Genomic DNA, 15705 nt, shown 5'->3' with positions numbered 1-15705 from the left:
GCGTCCTCAGGCAGCGCGGGCGATGATGGAAAGGCGGGTCAGTGGCGAGACGCCGGCGCGCAGGTGCCCGGAGGCAACCGGCGGATCGAAAACAAACGGCAGGGCCACGACATTGATCCGCGTCATGGGAAAGACGGCGGCATAGGCGGGTGCCCGTGCTGTGGCTGCCATCTGCAAGCCGGTTTCCTGGCTCCAGCGTTTCATGGCATCGACAACCCGCCAGACCTGGCGAAACACCCGTCCTGCCCACAGATCACCGTCGCCGAAAATGTCCTGGCTGGCATCGACCGTGATCGTATGCGTGTCATGCGGTCCGGCCGGGGTCCGGTCGAACCATTGCAGGATTTCGGCATCGAGGCCGAACGCTGCCAGTGCAGCCAGAACGCCCGCATCCGTGCCCTTGGTTTCGTGCAGCACAAAGGCCAGATCGATCAGCTTGCGGACAGCCGGTTCCGGACTGCCGTCCGGGTCAAGGAACTCTTCGAGCGACCGTTCGGCGATCGCCAGGGGCAGGACCTCTGCCGGCATTTCTCGGGACTGACGCATCAACAGGCGAGCGAAATCAAACTCGCCGGCCATGGTCTCGAAAGCGCCAAGGATCGCGCGCGAGCGCTCGTCATTGATGCCCGGCGGGATCAGGCTCTCGGGAAAACGGCGCTCTGTCATGGCGAGCCTCCGCCCGCCTACCCGGCTGCCTGCATCGTCAGGCTGACACCGGTCAGAACGGCAAACTGATGTTCGGCCAGTTGGCGGGCTGCCGGGCCGGTGCCCGGCAAGCCTGCGAAATCGAGGTCCACATCGGTGATGCCCTCAACGGCACGCGCGGCACAGGTCAGCGCGGACAGGGCCATGTAATCGCCGAGCTTGCGTGACCAGATGGCGGCGGCTTCCGTGAGCCTGGCTTCCAGCCGGCTTCGCGCCTCGCTCAGCTCGCCAGCGGCCCGGCCCGTCCCGGAGATCGAAAAGGTGACAGCCTCGGCGGCAAAGACAGACAGGGCATCGCCCTGCGGCCGCTTTTGCAGCGGATCGAGCCAGTTCTTCAGCCCGTCCAGAAAGGCCGGCGCCGGCACGCCATCACTCATCAGCACGTAAAGGTGGATCTGGCCCGGCGCTGGACGGATCACGGCAACATCTGCAATCGCGGGCGAATAGGCCCGGGCCTGCTGACGATAGCTTTCACGGGGGCCGGCCTTGGAGATCCGCTCATGTGCGTTCATGGCACGTTCGCGCAAGGCCTCGTCGCCTTCCTCCTCTGTCCCGCCAGCTGTTTCACTGATGTTGACCAGGTCGGCATTGCCGAGCCCGCTTGCCGCAGCACCACCGGTTGCACCGCTACCCGGAAGCCGGATCTGGCCACGCACCTGGCCGGGCAGGAACCCGTTTCCGGTAACGCCGGGAACCTGCGCCGTGGCGATGGCTTCCCCCGCAGTCTGGCCGGCTGCAATGACGATCGCGCTGTCGAGCCTGAAGACGACAGTGCCGGCGGCAAGCGTGTCGCCGGCCTTGCCAATCAGGGTCTGGGCCAAGGCAGGGGCGCTGAGCGTGGCGCGAACACGGCAGGTCGCCGGCTGGGCCTTCAGCCTGAACGTCGAGTTGTTCGCCGCAGCCACGTCCAGATGTTGGCCGACTGCGAACAGCAGCCACCGTTGTTCGGATGCAAACTGCGCCTCGCGTCCCAGAAGGGAGAAGCCGTATGACAAAAGATCGATCAGCACCTGCTCGACCTGGGCAGGATAAAGCTTGCGCCGGGGTCCTTGCGGATCGGTCTCGAACCAGGCGACCAGCTTTTCCTTCCAGTCCTTTGCAGACGTCAGAAACAGCTTGGGCGCACCCCGGGCAATCAGTTCGCGCGGCGATGTGCTTTTGACCAGGTCCACCATCACGCCGCCTCCCGCAGGATAACGTCCGTGCGCCGAAGGTCTGCCAGCACGTCTTCACGCGGCCGCCAGAACACGGGAACCTTGAAATGATGAAATGCCACCGCCTCGACCTCGACACGCTCGACCTTGAGGCGCGGCTCCCAGCGGGTCAGGCTGTCGAAGATTTCCTGTGCGATGCGCGGAATGGCAATCGCCGGCGGGCGGTCGATGAAGGCCAGCGCATCGCAGAACTTGTCCGGCTCTGTTGGCACCGAAAGTCTCGGCGTCAGCGTGATGATGCGGATGGCCTGTTCGAGATCATCAATCCCGGTGACCACTGTTCCCCATGCCCCGGCCGGTCCAGGTTGCACCCGGTGCTGCCAGTGAAGGTCATTTGGGCGAAGGGGAGCGTTTGAAACAAACATGCCGACATGAGCCCGCGCAGGAACTGATGTCGGCATAATAGAGAAGACGGATGAGTGAAGTTACGGAACAGTTCCGTGTCAAAGGTTAGTCGCCTGTACGAGGAAAATCAAAAATCCCACCAAAAGTCGACGACGAGTTCACAAGCTTAGATGTATTTACATAATCAATGAATTTCTTCTTTGTTATTATCCCGACTTCAAAAAAGAAATCATTATGCGTAGATGCTATTTTCATCGCATCGACTGCATTTTGAATCGTCGATCCAGTGAATAGGTGATGGTAAAATGTTATAAATCCAACAAGGGCGTCGTGCCAATGCACGTCAGATAGTGACCCCCCGCACGCAAAGAACGGCCTCTCTGCCTCTAACGTCATAGATAGGGCGACGCTGCGCCCTCCCTTACATGACGAAAAGCAAACAAGTAGTCCATTCGGCATTGCATCATTAATTGGCTTAAGCAATAATCGCAAATCAGCCCAGCTGACATGATGGCCGCATGATAAAACTATACCATCCTCGGTCCCGTGCGCGCTAATATGAACTATTGGAACGAACTTATCTCGTGTATCCGATTTTTGATGTCTAAGAAATTCACTTAAAAATCTTGAATCTGCCCCGATTTGAAATGCTTTCATTAAATTTTCATAATCTAAACAGACTGTGTAGCTATGTTTTATTTCCGATAAAGAAAAGGCCTCGCAGAGCGCTCGTCCTTCGGTTCTGCCATCAAACAAATCATCTGGGCTTGGACTTTCAACGACATAAACATATGCGCGCGTCATGAACAAAACCTCGGCTCACAATAAATACGCTTGTAGATCAGCATATCATCCAAGACATGTCACGCAGAAATCGGGAGTTTTCAAACCGGCGGCCCCGGAGGACCGGGAGGGGCGGTGACATGCCCATGGGTGTCGCCAACATTCTTGCCATTGTGCGTTAGGCTGTCGCCCTCGATCGCCACCGGCCCTTTCAGCGTAATGCTTGCTGCCTCCAGCGTGATGCTGGTGGCGACAACGCTGACGGTCTTGGCGCCCTTGACCGCAATGTCGCCGCTGGCCTGGTTGACAGAGACCGACAGGCCGCTGGCAAAGGCCATGTACATCGTCTCGCCGTCGCCGGTCGGCGTGCCGTCCTTGTCGGACCAGATGGCGCCCAGAACTGCCCCGTCCTCACCGTCCCAGTCCATCAGGCAGACCACCTGGCTTGCCTCGTCCGGCATGCGGTAAAACTTGTTGGCGCCGGTGCCAGGCTGGCAGACATGGATCCAGCCGCTTTCGTCACCTTGCTCGTCATCGAAGCGCACGCGCACCCGTCCTTTTGCCGGATCCCGTTCGATCACCGTGCCCCGGCGGTAGGGTGAATTCTGGCCGCTGTCGAGCAGCCTGCGGGAAGACCTGTCAGACACCTTTCAGCTCCAGTGCTGTCGTGTAGCTGCCGCGCTTCAGCACATGGCGCGCGCTGTGAATGAGATATCGGCCGGCGAACTTGCCAAAGCCGCCGCCGAGGGCGACCACTTGGCCAGCAATCAGCAGCGGGTCACCGATGACGGTGAGGCTTGCCGTCCGCCGGTCTTCGTTGGCCTTGGCAAGACGGCTCTTGGCGAGTTTCTGTGCGGTTTGCTCATCCTCGACCCTTTCGTCGATTTCCAGCACATCGCCTGTTCTGGCGGCCAGATCCTGTACCTCGCCCTGGATCAGCCGCTTTTCCTCGCCCTTGAGATATGTCACCCGGGCCTTCGAAAAGGTCCTGTCCGTCTTTTCGCGGGCAGACCAGTCCGTCACGGGCGTACCGCTCGCCAGGTCAAAGCTGCGCACCGGGGCCTGTGCCTCGATCATTGCCCGCTGGAAGAACACCAGCGCCTGATCCTTGATCGAGACGAAGTGGCCAAAATCCTCGGCAAGCCGCTTGATGAACTCAAGGTCGCGCTCGCGTCGTTGCCGCTTGTAGGCAAAGGGCACATCGTCGATTTCGCCCCGGACTGCCAGTCCGTGACGGCCTGCCACATCTGTCACGATGTCCTTCAGCGTGGTGTCGGCAAAGCCTTTCGACTTCTTGCTGCGCTGGTCGGTTTCGGCAAATGCAGAGGTCGCGCGGAAGCTCAAGGTGTCATTCGCCCGCGATCCACTGGCTTCCGGTATGTCCACCTGGAAGACACCGGCGGCAACAGTCATCCCGCCCTTGTACCCGAGTGCCGGGACCGCAACGATGTCCCCCTGTTCCGGCCGCCAGGCGCCGCGCCACAGCCCGGCATCGTCGCGCAGCTTGACCGCAATCTCGTCCGCCTTGCCATGCAGGTTGTCGGTAAATGTGAAGTCCAGGAGATAGGGGGCCAGATCGCTGCCGACATCGACACCGTTGACGAACAGGGACACGAAGGGTTCGGGCAGGCTTGTCATGATAATCCTTGCTCACGGCCGTTTCGGGCGCGCTGCGCCCTGGCCTGCGCTGGCGCGGGCTGATCGCCCGACGGCCATTCGGCCTTGCGGCGCGCCGCGCCGGGATCGACACCGTTGACGAACATGGACACGAAGGGTTCGGGCAGGCTTGTCATGACTGCCTGCGCTTCCAGGGCGGCAACAGGGTCTCGTCAACTGCAGCCTGCTCACTGACCGGGATCCGCAGAACGACGCCTACGGCAGGACTGTCGGCAGCGGGGTCAACCCTTCCAGGAACACCCCTTGTTGGCGTCGATGATCAGGCCCATGCCTTCCGGATCCCGGTAATATCGCGTGGCGATGGTGTCCCAACGCTCGCCGGACCCGGTCCGGTGTTCAAGAAACTCTCCTGTCTTGACAGCCGTTGCCATAAGACGTGCCCTTCCTCATGTTCGTTTCGCCGCGCCACCTTCGATAGGCCCCTGTCTTCTAGGTTCCTGTCTTCTTGGTCCCTGTCTTCAGGGGCGCTTCGTGAGGGGATTGAGGATCGCCCGCGCCAGACTTGCGGCGCCAGAGCCCAGAAGACCTATGCCCGAGGCCGCCCCCGGACCGGCGCCAGAGCCCAGGCTCGTCGCGCCATCCGCCACCTCGATCAGTTCAAGTGTTGCCTCCAGCCGGACGATGCGGCCGCCGGCGGTCGTCTTCTGCAACGTGACGGACACCGATTTCGGCCAGTATTTCTTGCCGTCATAGCCGGATGTTCCGAACACCAGCGCCGCTGCCTTGCGCTCCCGGACAACCGATTTCAGCGTTTCGTAGGCGTCTTGCGGATCGCAAAAGCTTTCGTCGAAGAAAAAGGAGAAGCTGCGCTTGTCCAGATCCTCGCCGCCGTCTTGCAAGATAGGCTTGCCGCGCAAGACCTTGTGCTCATGCGCCGTGTTTTCGAGGGCCTCTGTTGCTGCGGATGGTCCCGTCATCACATTGGGAACGCCCATCGCAAGTTCGCCAAAATAGGCAAAGGCAGTCATCAGAACTCAAGCCTCCCGTCTTCGTCCAGCCGGCGCCGGATGAGCGCGACCAGGTCATCAGCATGGTCGTTGAGAACGGCAAGCAACGCGTCCCGGTCCGCAGCAGCGCCGCCGGCGATCGTCACCTGCGGGCTGTAGGTGATCTGGATTGAAGATCCGCCCCCGCTCTGGCTGGCGCCAGGCCCGCTAAAGCCAGAGCCAGAGCCGCGCACGACCGCGCTCTGGCTTGTGGCCAGCGGCTGTGGCGAAGCGCTTGCCATGGCAGGCAGGGCCGGGGCGCCCAGAGTTGCAGCCGCAAGCGTGGCGGCAGCTGTGCGGCGCATGGCATCGACCATCGGTCCGGGCCGGATCGATTGGGCCATCGTTTCAGAGAACTTCAGCCGGTGGATGTCAGACAGCGGCCCGACCTTGGCTGGCGAGGACGGCAGGTGATCACGCAAAGCCTGGGTCATGGCCCGCATTTCGGTAACGACCACATGTGCCCTGGCTCGCATGCCCGCCGCGATCGTGTCCATCATGCGCGCGCCGTGAACAGAAAAATCCAGCGCTTCGAGATGTGTTCGCGCGGCCGATACTGCCGTTGCAACAATGCCTGGCAGCGCAGCTGCCGCCACCTTGATGGCCGTGATCATCGCTTCGGTTGCAGCCATTGCGGATGGATCGGGCACACCAGGTCCGGCAGGCTGTGCCGTTGACCCAGGCGCGGAAAACGCATCAAGCCGGGCTGCCGCATCCAGCATCTTTTGCGCGGTCTCGGCAAAGGGTCCGCCGCCGGCCACGACCTTGGCCAGTTCCTCGCGGTAGGTTGCAAGGCTCATCTGGCCTACTTGCAGGGCTTCCGTCAGCGCATAGCCCTGGTCGAAGTCCGATCCGAACGGATTGAGGGCCGAACTGGTGTTGGCCAGCGCCGACAGTTCGCCGTAAATCCGGTCAACGCCACGCGCGCCTTTTAACGCGTCGAAGGCGGAACGGGCCGCGTCGACGGCCCCGCCGACCACGTCGCTGAGCGCTGCGCCAAGACCTGCTGCCGCCTCCTGCATGGCTGTGAAGATCGCTTTCAGCCGGGACCAGCCGTCCTCGGCGACGCCCACCAGCCGGTCGAACGCCGATGCGACCCAGTCGGAAAAGCCATCGGGAAGGCGCGGAATAGGCAAGGTCAGATCTGGCCACTTGAATTCTGGCCACTTGAAATCGGGCCACTCAAAGACAAACAGCGCCTTGATGCCGGCACAGGCCTCGGCAGCACGGGCCTTGATGCCAGCCCACAGCTCACTGAAATAGCCTGACAGCTGATCCCAGTTGTTCGCAATCAGTGCCAGCGGGTGCCAGGAAAGGTTCTCCTTGAACCAGGACCAGGCGCCGGCGGCCGCCGCCAAGATCCCGTCAAAGGCGGCCATCACCCGCGACTTGACCCAGTCCCAGGCCGCGCCGAACCAGGCGGTCACCTGATCCCAGTTCTGATAGACATACCAGGCGCCGGCGGCGCGAAGGGCGACCCCGGCAAGGACGGCGACAAGGGGAAGCGACAGGGCGGCAATGCCGCTGGCCAGCAGCATAAAGCCGGAGACGAGCTGGACCACGCCGGTGACGACACCCATGATCGTGCTGGCCAGTGGCAGGGCAATCAGCACCATGGCGAGGTTGTTCCATCCGCCCAGCATGTCGGCGGCATAGGAGAGCCACTCGGCGAGGATCAGGAACGTGTTCCACAGTCCCGTGCCGAAGGTCCAGATGGCTTCCAGCGTCGCGATGATGTTGCGGGAAATATCTTCCGCCCAGGCCTGAAGCGTTCCGTCCGCTTCCATCTGGTTGAAGGTTGTCAGCAGGCCTTGCAGCTTGTCCTTGGCCCAGTCGAACAACCCGGCATCGGCGATCATCAGACGGAACTTGAACCACATGTCCGACATGTTCGAGACCATGCCGTCCCAGGTTCGGGACAGCTTTTCAGAGGCTCCGGTTGCCCGTTCGCCCATCAGTTCGACCAGCTTGGCAATGACATCGCGGCCAAGCTTGCCCTTCGACGCAAGGTCCTGCAGCTCCGCTGCCGATTTGCCCGTCGCTTTCGACAGGAGATCCCAGACCGGAACGCCGCGTTCGAGCAGTTGAAGCGCTTCTTCGCCCTGGAGCTTTCCTTTGGTCCAGGCTTGCCCGACCGCCAGGACAATACCTGACAGGTTTTCCGCTCCGCCGCCGGACATGGCCATTGTATCAACCATCGCCTGAAGGGATCCGTTGGTCGGATCGATACCGAAGGTCTTGAGCTGGCGATAGGCTTCGACCACTTGCGGCAGCTCCAACGGGGTTTTTGCTGCAAAGTCGGTGATCCATCCCATCGCAGTCTTTGCCCGTTCGCCCGAGCCTTCAAGGCTTTCGAGCTGGACCATATAGGCTTCCATCTGCGCTGCCGGGCCGATCACCATATTGGCAGCACCTGCCGCCAGGCCACCGGCTCCCAGAGCCAGGCCGCCGCTGCAACGGTTGCCCCTGTTGCGATCCGTCCCAGGCCCTGACCCATCAGCGAAGCGCCCTGGCGCGCCCGGTCCAGCGCCGCGCGCAAGGAGAACGCCTTGCGGATGGCTGTTGCGATCTGGCCGGAAAAACGGGCCATAGCGGCACCCGCCTGGATGATCGGCGCCGAGATGCCTACCGCCGACGTGCGGACCTGGACCATCAGCCGCGCCATCCGGTCTGTCGCAGCGGCCAGGCGTGTCTGGGCGGCAAGTTGCGGCCGGGCGAGATTTGCACTGGCCCGGCTGGCCTGTTCCAGTCGCTGGTTGGCACGCAGCAGTTTCGTCAGCCGCTGCGACGCCCGGTCGGTGAATTCGGCAACAATGCCAAGGCGCATGTCCGCCATTCAACGCGCTCCCTTGAGCCCCCTGGATCCGGCTGCGGACCGTTCTGCCGCGCGGCGCTCAGCCTCCGCGCGCGCCTCGTCAAAGGCGATCTGGTCTTCGTAAATTGCGAGGAACTCGTCCTCGGACAGATCGTCGAGGTAGCCCGGCGGCCAGCCCCGGTTGACGAGGTAGGTCTGGCATTCCAGCGAAGACAGCCTCAGGCCGTCTTCGCCGTCCGCTTTCCCTCGCCCTGGGGCTCACCCGCCTCATCGTCATCTTCGGCAGAGGCACCGCCAAAGACTTCCGCCAGCAGTTCGTTGGCATCCTGCATCGGGATGTAGGCACTGAAGTCAGCCTCGGTGATGGTCTCGCCATCGAAGCGCGACACACGGCAGATGTAGAGGATCTGCGCTTTGGCCAGATTGTTGCGGGCGAGCCGAAGGCAGCTGACCCAGGTGCCATGCTTGCGAAACTTCGGGAAAGACACCGTGACGCCGGTTTCGGGCAAAACGAAACGCTCATCGCCCTCATGAGCTGCCCGATAGGCTTTGAGGCGGTCAATGACGCCCGGGGCGGCCGGACCACCTTCGCCGGAGAAATGGTGCGGGCTGGCAGGAACGGCAGAATGGGTATGCGAGGGGGAAAAATCGTGATCGGACATGCTGGCCTCCGTGGCGCGGATTGCGGGTCCGGAGGGTCAGCCAGTCCGGACAGGTCAGGCAGATCGGTTCTGCCGGGCCTGTCCGGGTAAAGAGGGGGCGGCTCCAGACCGCCCCACAGTCACATCATGCGGTCCAGATATCGCCGGAACTGTTCCGGGCGGTGTTCGCGAAAACATCGATCTCGAGCAACGTCCGGTCACTGTCGTGGACACGCTGCGCCAGGCGAGAGCACGTGAACTCATAATCGATCTCGTCAAGGTCGCCGAGCTTGGCACCGCTTGCATCGGTCTTGAAGAAGCGTGCACTGACGATTGTAATGAGGGTGCAGGAGCGTTCCCGGTCGTGACCATCCGGACCGTTGACATCAAGACGCTGGTGCAGTTGCAGCTTGTGCGAGATCGTCGGATTGTAGAATTCCTCGGCAAGTTCCGGCTCCAGGGCCTGGAACTTCATCGATCCGGTCAGGGCTTCCAGGACCCGGGTGGGTGTCTTGTAGACCGCGACCTGTCCAAGGGTTTCGATGTCGACCGTCTTCCATTCGATGGACGGGATCTTGAACTCGCGCGCGATGCCGAGAAGGGAATTGTCTTCCTTGTAGACCTCGGCGTTGACGATTGAGGCGAACCGGCGGTAATCGGCCATTTTCTGTGTTCCTCGTTCCTGGAACCGGCCTGACAGACCGGCATCAGTTGAGCATTTTCATCCCCTGCCTGCGGGCCGCAGACGCACATGCGCGCCGTCAGGCCACCTGCGGGTCTGTCGTCGTGGCAAGGCCAAGCGCGTTGCGGATCAGGTCGATGTTGATCGACCGCTCGACCGTCAGCCGCTCCATCAGGCCAACCGGCGCATAGTCCTGGCGCCAGTACAGCCAGCCATCTGCGATGCTGGCGGGCGTGGTCTTCTTGCGGTCAAAGGAAAACCGGAAATCATAGAGCGCCGGATCCTTGCCGACCGTCTTGGACAGGCCGTAGGCGTTGATCCGGTCCTCGACCTTTTCCAGCGAAGCCGGGTTTGCGTTGCGGTCCTTCCACTCGTCGAGGAAATGAAGGATCGCCTCGTCCATCACGTCCTCAATGAATTGCACATGGATGAAGTTGCGCATGTCCGTGACGGTCGGATAGGCAGCGGACCTGTTGCCGGAAACATGGGGCCCTTTGCCCCAACGCTCCTCGACCGTGACGATGCCCGCACCGCGCAGTTCCTGGACGTCCGACGTCTTGTCTCCGGGAATGTACAGCACCTGCTGCGCGGCCTCCTCAATGCCGGCAATCGGCCTGTTCGAAGGGGAATGGTGGTAGCCATATTCCATGACACTCGACAGCATGACGCCGGCCAGATGTGCGGAATAGGCGTCAGCAATCGGCTTGCCGGCGGTTGACGAAGCCGGATCAAGGTTCACGACCTTCATATGCGGCCAGCACAGGATCGCGCGGCGATCGCTGGTCTGCCAGTCAAAGCTCCCCGACGGCCCGCGGGCTTCGATGACATGCTGCACGGTGACGCCGAGCGGCGCGTCCAGAAGATAGCGCGCCCGGATCCGTCCGGCGATCACACCAAGTTCTGCCCGCACACCGCTCAATCCGTCGAAGCCTGTTGCCAGCAGGATTTTGGGGAACCAGCCATAGGCCTGATAGCACGAATAGGCGAGCTTCAGGCCGGACGGATTGCCGGCCGCGTCGAAGGTCCCGATGATGTCGAGGGCAGTTACTCGCGAGGGATCGGGCGTGTTGGCTCCGTCCTTGTGCACCGCAGGATCAAAGACGTTGACCACACAGATCGTGCCGATGCCGGCGGTTCTCGCCTTGGAGAACATGGCGTTCAGCTTCTGCGGGATCGTGTAGCCGTCCCGCACCGGGCCGAAATGCCGGGTGATGTCGGACTGGCGCCGGATCAGGATCGGCTTGTTGATATAGGCCGCGCGCGCCGCCGGGGTTACGTGGACTTCATGGATCGGTGCTGTACCGATCAGAAACGCGGTCGCCGCTTTCAGTTCGCGGACGAGAAGGCCGCCTTCGTCGACATCGACGACTTCAGGTCCGAAGTAGCGTTCCGAGCTTGCCATGTTACGCGTCTCCGTTGCTTGCCTGGTGGGCCGGCATGATGAGGTTCAGGGCTTTCCAGCCGGCGACAGCCGCATGCCCCTCCGGCAGCAGGTAGTCCCGTCCAGGGCACAGCGTTTCTTCAAAGAATGTGACGGTGTTTCCGTCCGTATCCTTGCCCCGCAGGGAGACGGACTGGACCGGACCAAGATACGTGTAGGTGGCAAAGCTGTGGGTCGGTTTGGCAGGCATGGCCTAACCCTCCTCCTGAAAGCGGGTGAGCGGGATACGGGGGCGCGCCGGCGATTGCTCGGCGGCAACGGATGCGACAACGCAGGAGACGTCCACCTGCCATTCCCATTGGCCGGCGGCCTGGTCGGTAAGCCGTTCGCTCATCATCTTGAGCGGCGTTGCCCCTTCCAGGGCCGTGTTCTGCAACCACTGGCGCATCGTATCGAGAATGGGATAGGCGGCAGCGCCGCCATTCAGGTCGCCGAGGTAAAGGACGATGGTGAACCTGAGTTCGCGCGATTGACGGGCAAGGTCCATGCCATTGCCCTCGCCATAACGTGCGCCGGAATAATGGACCAACGCAGCCGCGCGCATCTTCGCCGGGTCGAAGGCTTCCGGGTTACCCGGAAAGCCGGCAACGTAGAACTTCGATGGCAGGCACCGTTTCAGCCGGGCGATCAGCTGCGTTTCGATGGACTGGATCACGCTCACCGCCAGCCCTCCAGCATGGACGGGGCGCGGGCAGCGGGGAAACTGCCGGCGATCCGGTCTGTCTGTCCCGCGCCGCCGCCAGGCAAGCCGCCAAGCCCGTCGCGCCCGGGCCCGAGGTCCGTCTTGCCGTCGCGGATGCCTTTCAGGAAGTCCATCACGTCCAGGTAGCGGGCACGCGTCACGTCATCCACTGCGCCTCGATCGGCAACACGGTCGCGCAGCCAGTAGACGACGAGATCCGCCGCCGCACCTTTCAGGCTCGCGGGCATATCCGCGCAAGGCACCGCGCCAAGCGCTGGGAAGCGGTTCAGCACATGTCCGTCTATCAGGCTCTGGGCACGCCGGATCTGCGCGGACAGGCGGTCCCGGTCGAGGGTCCGGCCACCTGCGGAGTTGAACCCGCCAATGCCGGCCAGGGCGATGAGATCTTCCTCGCTGTTGAGCGCGATCAGCTCGTCCACCGTTAGATAGCTGCCTGTCGTCATCGCTTTTAACGCTCCCAGGTCCCTGGACCGGACGCCTGATTGTCCGGATCAATCCGGCTTCTGTGCTTTTGCCGTACGCTTGCCGGATTTCGTCAGCGCGTCAGCTGCGCGCGCCGGTCCATCGTGATCCGGTCCGGCTTCATCATCGCCAGCTTCATCAGGGCCAGCTTCATCAGGGCCAGCATCAACAGGGCCAGTTGCATCGCCAGCCGGGACATCATCGGCAGGGACATCATTGACCTGGACAGGTGTGACGGGCTCCCCGATCACCTTGAGCATCAGCAGCGGTCTGGCCTCTCCAGGTGCCAGGTCGATGGTGTTGTGATCGGGATCATCCGGCGCATAGCGGACCCGGTTGTGCCGGACAGCAGCCAGGACGGGATAGGTCAGCGTATCGGTCATGGTCTCAGCTCCTGGTTTGAGGGATCAGGCCGCATTGCGGATCAGGAAACCGGCCCGGTTGGCCACGATCAGCTCGCGCACTTCCTCGCCGGAACGGACGAGCTTGCCGCCCCGCAAGCCCATGTTGGCCGGAAGCGTGCCGGCGATCTTGGTACCCAGCTGAGCGGTGTAGCCGAAGGTCAGTCCACCGGTGGTGTCAGCCGTCCGGTTGATGAACTGGCCTGCAACGATATTGTCCCAGACCCGGGCCAGAACCGGCGCCTCGCCCGGACGCTTGATGTTGACGCGGCTTTCGCCCACCAGAACACGCTGGACCTCCAGGAGTTCGGCAATCTGCTGCCGCGTTGCCCGGCCCTGGTCGCCGGAGTTTCCGTGCACGGCCTTGACGACCTTCGGGTGCTTGCGCAGGGCACGCCAGGCGCTGAAGCCCAGTGTCAGCTGGTTCGGCCGCTGCCAGCAGGTCGCCATCAGATCTTCGATCACCGTGATCGGATCGCTCGCAGGGTCCGTGAAGATGTCGGCACCGGCCAGGGTCTCGACGTGGTCGGGGTGATAGTTGGCCGGATCCTTGACCAGACTTGCCGTACGCACTTCCCGGTCGAGAAGGACAATGTCCGCCGCCCGTTCGGTCGCCCGCCTGTCCGGGTCCCACTTGTTGCGCTGAGCCTCGGCGATGGTCTTGTTGTCGAGCGGGATGTCGATGCCATACTCCTCGGTACTGGCCTCCCGCTCGCTGCCGGAAATCTCCACCTGGTTCGGCGCCGAGCGGCGTCCGACGCGGGTGTCGGGCAGCGTGAAGGCTTCCGCCTCGTCGTAGACCTGATACTTGAAGGTTGCGGCCGGCGCGGGCACCCGGGGCAAGACCTGGTCGGCGATCAGGTTGTAGTCCGGGTTGGAATAGGCGATGGCAATCGCGGTCAGGACCGCGCTTTCGGTAAACTGGTCAGTGGCGCTGGACATGGCTGCTTTCTTTCAAAGAAGGTTTGGGACTGCAGGGATCGCTGCGGCCAGCGCGGTCAGGACCGCGCTTTCGGTAAACTGGTCAGCCGCGCAGCGTTGCGGGCTGGATCAGGACATGACCGATGACGCCGAGACCACCGGCGCTCATCGCGCGGCCAATGATTGGCAATGAAGCGCCAGCCCCAGGCGCAGCCTTGATCGCGCGGCCGTTCGCATCACTGGTGAGCGGGTCGCCATAAGCCACCGTGCCTCCGAACTCGACTTCACGGATGTGATCGAGACAGACGTCAATCCGCTCGCCGGTGCCAGCCGCGCCCCTGATTGCGGTCGTGCCGAGCAGCACCGCCCCGATGCCGGCGAGGGCAACGCGGCCTTCCGCGCTGCCGAAAGTCACAAGACGCCGCTTGCCGATCGGGCCGTCTGCGGTGAAATTCTTGATCAGACCAACATGCATGCTGGTGGCTCCTCATTGACAACAGAGCGGCTGGACATCAGCCGGATATCAGACAGGGTGGGCCTCAGGTCCTGAGGCCTCGCGTCTTCTCGACATGGGTGACGGCATCGGCTGCCGAGACGGTGATGCCGGCGGCCCGCTGCGTTGCCTGGAAGGCAATTGCTTCGCGGGCGAGGTTTTCTGCGTCATTCGCAGACGCTTCCGGGGCATCCCCAATGTCCGTCTCGCCGAACTCGACGATCTTCGGAGCGGTCTCGAAAAGCGACTTCGCCAGATCAACGAGACCCGTGGTGACTTCGGATCCGTTTTCGGAAAAGGAGATTGCAGCGGACGACGCACCGGCGAGGCCATCCAGAAGCGCCACCAGCTTGGCCTTGTGGCCAGTGGCAAGCTGCCCTGAGGCGATCAGGCCCTCGGCAAAGCTGACATTTGCGCCGTGACGCTGTTCGGTTTCGCGGGCATTGAGCGCATCTTCCCTAGCCCGGAGGGCGGCTTCGCGGGCAGCCAGATCCGCATCGGGGGCGGGAGCGGATGAATGAGCGGGCGGTGTGGTGGTGGACATGATCGGTTCCTGTGAGATCGAAACGGTTTCAGGACTTGCGGCAAAGGCGGCTGGCTGCGGCGCCGGCAGCGTGCCGGCCTCGTCGATCCAGCGGATCGTGTAGTCCGGCATGACCTTGTCGGCGGTCTCTGCATCGCGTGTCTCGATCAGCCATTCCCTGAAGCGGCGAAAGAGGCTCGCCACATCGCGGAAGGCTGGATCAGCAAAGGAGACCACCTCGACCGTGATGATGTCAGCGGCATCTGTGAAGGACACCGGCTTAAGGCCCGGCACGGCGGGGGCGGCCCCCCCTAGAAACCCGACATGTTTGGGGTAAAGCGCATCGCTTACCGGGTGGGACGGAGCCCTGGCACATGGAACGAGGCATCAGAGATTTTCTTGTAGCGGCCGTCGGACACTGCCGAGGCAAATCCGGGTTCCAGTTCGCCGACTTCTGCGATCAGCCGCTCCAGCGTCCGCGTCATAGGTGAAACTCTTTACCAGCCATAGGCAGGCGCATCCATCTGGGATGGCCAACGACCACCGGGACTGGATTGTTCTCGGCATCATACCGGTCTGCCAGCGCCGCCAGGTCGCTGGCACAGCGGCAAGGACGCACCGGACATGGCCGTGAACGTTCCTGGACGGAACACTTCGATCTTGCGGGTTGGTCGCCTGCGGCACGGGCCGTCGCTCCGGTTTTGGTCAACTGGAGCGACATTGTCGTGGCGGGAGGGATATGCGCCGGAACTGTTCGAGGGCATCAGGGACGTCTGATGCTGAACATACCGGTCAGGCAAGCGGCACCCTATCCGGGAGCCAATTGATGCGCAACCGGCCGGAGCCTGGCAGGTGCCATCTGAGGACCGCCATTCTGCAAAGGCAGGACAGAAAGCCAAAGGCCTTTTCCCGG

Annotated in this window: 22 protein-coding genes; all 22 read right to left on the bottom strand. The window is 62.5% G+C overall.

Annotation, left to right across the window (positions count from 1 at the left end):
* Positions 1-6: 6 nt before the first annotated feature.
* A complete protein-coding gene (locus tag OVA12_RS00680; protein ID WP_268133648.1) occupies positions 7-666 on the bottom strand; it encodes a phage tail protein in 660 nt (219 codons plus the stop codon).
* A gap of 17 nt (positions 667-683) precedes the next feature.
* On the bottom strand, positions 684-1880 hold the full coding sequence (locus tag OVA12_RS00675; RefSeq protein WP_268133722.1) for a baseplate J/gp47 family protein: 1197 nt from the start codon (positions 1878-1880) through the stop codon (positions 684-686).
* Entirely contained in the window at positions 1880-2197 is a 318-nt protein-coding gene (locus tag OVA12_RS00670; RefSeq protein ID WP_268133645.1) for a phage baseplate protein, read from the bottom strand. Before OVA12_RS00670 ends, OVA12_RS00675 begins: the two co-directional genes overlap by 1 nt.
* 172 nt (positions 2198-2369) lie before the next feature.
* The gene (locus OVA12_RS00665) at positions 2370-3068 is read right to left on the bottom strand and encodes a hypothetical protein (protein ID WP_268133721.1); all 699 of its coding nucleotides are present in this window, start codon (positions 3066-3068) and stop codon (positions 2370-2372) included.
* 80 nt (positions 3069-3148) lie between these two features.
* Entirely contained in the window at positions 3149-3694 is a 546-nt protein-coding gene (locus tag OVA12_RS00660; protein WP_268133643.1) for a phage baseplate assembly protein V, read from the bottom strand.
* The gene (locus OVA12_RS00655; protein ID WP_268133642.1) at positions 3687-4685 is read right to left on the bottom strand and encodes a phage late control D family protein; all 999 of its coding nucleotides are present in this window, start codon (positions 4683-4685) and stop codon (positions 3687-3689) included. The genes OVA12_RS00660 and OVA12_RS00655 overlap by 8 nt, the downstream gene beginning before the upstream one ends.
* The gene (locus OVA12_RS00650) at positions 4682-4840 is read right to left on the bottom strand and encodes a hypothetical protein (protein ID WP_268133641.1); all 159 of its coding nucleotides are present in this window, start codon (positions 4838-4840) and stop codon (positions 4682-4684) included. Before OVA12_RS00650 ends, OVA12_RS00655 begins: the two co-directional genes overlap by 4 nt.
* Before the next feature lie 105 nt (positions 4841-4945).
* Entirely contained in the window at positions 4946-5095 is a 150-nt protein-coding gene (locus OVA12_RS00645) for a hypothetical protein (RefSeq protein WP_268133720.1), read from the bottom strand.
* A gap of 87 nt (positions 5096-5182) precedes the next feature.
* The gene (locus OVA12_RS00640; protein ID WP_268133639.1) at positions 5183-5692 is read right to left on the bottom strand and encodes a phage tail protein; all 510 of its coding nucleotides are present in this window, start codon (positions 5690-5692) and stop codon (positions 5183-5185) included.
* The gene (locus tag OVA12_RS00635) at positions 5692-8112 is read right to left on the bottom strand and encodes a tape measure protein (RefSeq protein ID WP_268133719.1); all 2421 of its coding nucleotides are present in this window, start codon (positions 8110-8112) and stop codon (positions 5692-5694) included. Before OVA12_RS00635 ends, OVA12_RS00640 begins: the two co-directional genes overlap by 1 nt.
* Entirely contained in the window at positions 8106-8546 is a 441-nt protein-coding gene (locus tag OVA12_RS00630; protein WP_268133718.1) for a hypothetical protein, read from the bottom strand. The genes OVA12_RS00635 and OVA12_RS00630 overlap by 7 nt, the downstream gene beginning before the upstream one ends.
* A gap of 197 nt (positions 8547-8743) precedes the next feature.
* Positions 8744-9187 carry a hypothetical protein gene (locus OVA12_RS00625; RefSeq protein WP_268133637.1) on the bottom strand — a complete coding sequence of 148 codons (444 nt, stop codon included), beginning with the start codon at positions 9185-9187 and terminating at the stop codon, positions 8744-8746.
* Positions 9188-9311: 124 nt separating this feature from the next.
* Positions 9312-9830: a phage major tail tube protein gene (locus tag OVA12_RS00620; protein WP_268133635.1), complete on the bottom strand. Its 519-nt coding sequence runs from the start codon at positions 9828-9830 to the stop codon at positions 9312-9314.
* Between the two features lie 97 nt (positions 9831-9927).
* Positions 9928-11250: a phage tail protein gene (locus OVA12_RS00615; protein WP_268133717.1), complete on the bottom strand. Its 1323-nt coding sequence runs from the start codon at positions 11248-11250 to the stop codon at positions 9928-9930.
* Between the two features lies 1 nt (position 11251).
* Positions 11252-11479: a hypothetical protein gene (locus tag OVA12_RS00610; protein ID WP_268133632.1), complete on the bottom strand. Its 228-nt coding sequence runs from the start codon at positions 11477-11479 to the stop codon at positions 11252-11254.
* A gap of 3 nt (positions 11480-11482) precedes the next feature.
* Entirely contained in the window at positions 11483-11950 is a 468-nt protein-coding gene (locus tag OVA12_RS00605) for a Gp37 family protein (protein WP_268133716.1), read from the bottom strand.
* Complete coding sequence (locus tag OVA12_RS00600) at positions 11947-12435, bottom strand: DUF1320 domain-containing protein (protein WP_268133715.1); 489 nt, start codon at positions 12433-12435, stop codon at positions 11947-11949. Before OVA12_RS00600 ends, OVA12_RS00605 begins: the two co-directional genes overlap by 4 nt.
* 48 nt (positions 12436-12483) lie before the next feature.
* Positions 12484-12837: a hypothetical protein gene (locus tag OVA12_RS00595; RefSeq protein WP_268133630.1), complete on the bottom strand. Its 354-nt coding sequence runs from the start codon at positions 12835-12837 to the stop codon at positions 12484-12486.
* 24 nt (positions 12838-12861) lie between these two features.
* A complete protein-coding gene (locus OVA12_RS00590; RefSeq protein ID WP_268133629.1) occupies positions 12862-13797 on the bottom strand; it encodes a capsid protein in 936 nt (311 codons plus the stop codon).
* Positions 13798-13879: 82 nt separating this feature from the next.
* Entirely contained in the window at positions 13880-14251 is a 372-nt protein-coding gene (locus tag OVA12_RS00585; RefSeq protein WP_268133628.1) for a hypothetical protein, read from the bottom strand.
* Positions 14252-14315: 64 nt separating this feature from the next.
* The gene (locus tag OVA12_RS00580; protein ID WP_268133714.1) at positions 14316-15086 is read right to left on the bottom strand and encodes a hypothetical protein; all 771 of its coding nucleotides are present in this window, start codon (positions 15084-15086) and stop codon (positions 14316-14318) included.
* 53 nt (positions 15087-15139) lie between these two features.
* On the bottom strand, positions 15140-15277 hold the full coding sequence (locus OVA12_RS00575; RefSeq protein ID WP_268133713.1) for a hypothetical protein: 138 nt from the start codon (positions 15275-15277) through the stop codon (positions 15140-15142).
* Positions 15278-15705 lie beyond the last annotated feature (428 nt).

The organism is Pannonibacter sp. SL95, from assembly GCF_026672425.1.
Taxonomy (GTDB): domain Bacteria; phylum Pseudomonadota; class Alphaproteobacteria; order Rhizobiales; family Stappiaceae; genus Pannonibacter.
Note: the sequence above shows the minus strand (reverse complement) of the source record. Positions and strands in the feature narration are given on the sequence as shown.

Bases quoted from the DNA above. Each gene is read 5' to 3' on its own strand.
- OVA12_RS00645 (WP_268133720.1), bottom strand. From the start codon at position 5,095: ATGGCAACGGCTGTCAAGACAGGAGAGTTTCTTGAACACCGGACCGGG.
- OVA12_RS00625 (WP_268133637.1), bottom strand. From the start codon at position 9,187: ATGTCCGATCACGATTTTTCCCCCTCGCATACCCATTCTGCCGTTCCT.
- OVA12_RS00575 (WP_268133713.1), bottom strand. From the start codon at position 15,277: ATGACGCGGACGCTGGAGCGGCTGATCGCAGAAGTCGGCGAACTGGAA.
- OVA12_RS00630 (WP_268133718.1), bottom strand. From the start codon at position 8,546: ATGGCGGACATGCGCCTTGGCATTGTTGCCGAATTCACCGACCGGGCG.
- OVA12_RS00585 (WP_268133628.1), bottom strand. From the start codon at position 14,251: ATGCATGTTGGTCTGATCAAGAATTTCACCGCAGACGGCCCGATCGGC.
- OVA12_RS00590 (WP_268133629.1), bottom strand. From the start codon at position 13,797: ATGTCCAGCGCCACTGACCAGTTTACCGAAAGCGCGGTCCTGACCGCG.
- OVA12_RS00620 (WP_268133635.1), bottom strand. From the start codon at position 9,830: ATGGCCGATTACCGCCGGTTCGCCTCAATCGTCAACGCCGAGGTCTAC.
- OVA12_RS00655 (WP_268133642.1), bottom strand. From the start codon at position 4,685: ATGACAAGCCTGCCCGAACCCTTCGTGTCCCTGTTCGTCAACGGTGTC.
- OVA12_RS00650 (WP_268133641.1), bottom strand. From the start codon at position 4,840: ATGACAAGCCTGCCCGAACCCTTCGTGTCCATGTTCGTCAACGGTGTC.
- OVA12_RS00640 (WP_268133639.1), bottom strand. From the start codon at position 5,692: ATGACTGCCTTTGCCTATTTTGGCGAACTTGCGATGGGCGTTCCCAAT.
- OVA12_RS00635 (WP_268133719.1), bottom strand. From the start codon at position 8,112: ATGGTGATCGGCCCGGCAGCGCAGATGGAAGCCTATATGGTCCAGCTC.
- OVA12_RS00665 (WP_268133721.1), bottom strand. From the start codon at position 3,068: ATGACGCGCGCATATGTTTATGTCGTTGAAAGTCCAAGCCCAGATGAT.
- OVA12_RS00680 (WP_268133648.1), bottom strand. From the start codon at position 666: ATGACAGAGCGCCGTTTTCCCGAGAGCCTGATCCCGCCGGGCATCAAT.
- OVA12_RS00610 (WP_268133632.1), bottom strand. From the start codon at position 11,479: ATGCCTGCCAAACCGACCCACAGCTTTGCCACCTACACGTATCTTGGT.
- OVA12_RS00675 (WP_268133722.1), bottom strand. From the start codon at position 1,880: ATGGTGGACCTGGTCAAAAGCACATCGCCGCGCGAACTGATTGCCCGG.
- OVA12_RS00600 (WP_268133715.1), bottom strand. From the start codon at position 12,435: ATGACGACAGGCAGCTATCTAACGGTGGACGAGCTGATCGCGCTCAAC.
- OVA12_RS00595 (WP_268133630.1), bottom strand. From the start codon at position 12,837: ATGACCGATACGCTGACCTATCCCGTCCTGGCTGCTGTCCGGCACAAC.
- OVA12_RS00615 (WP_268133717.1), bottom strand. From the start codon at position 11,250: ATGGCAAGCTCGGAACGCTACTTCGGACCTGAAGTCGTCGATGTCGAC.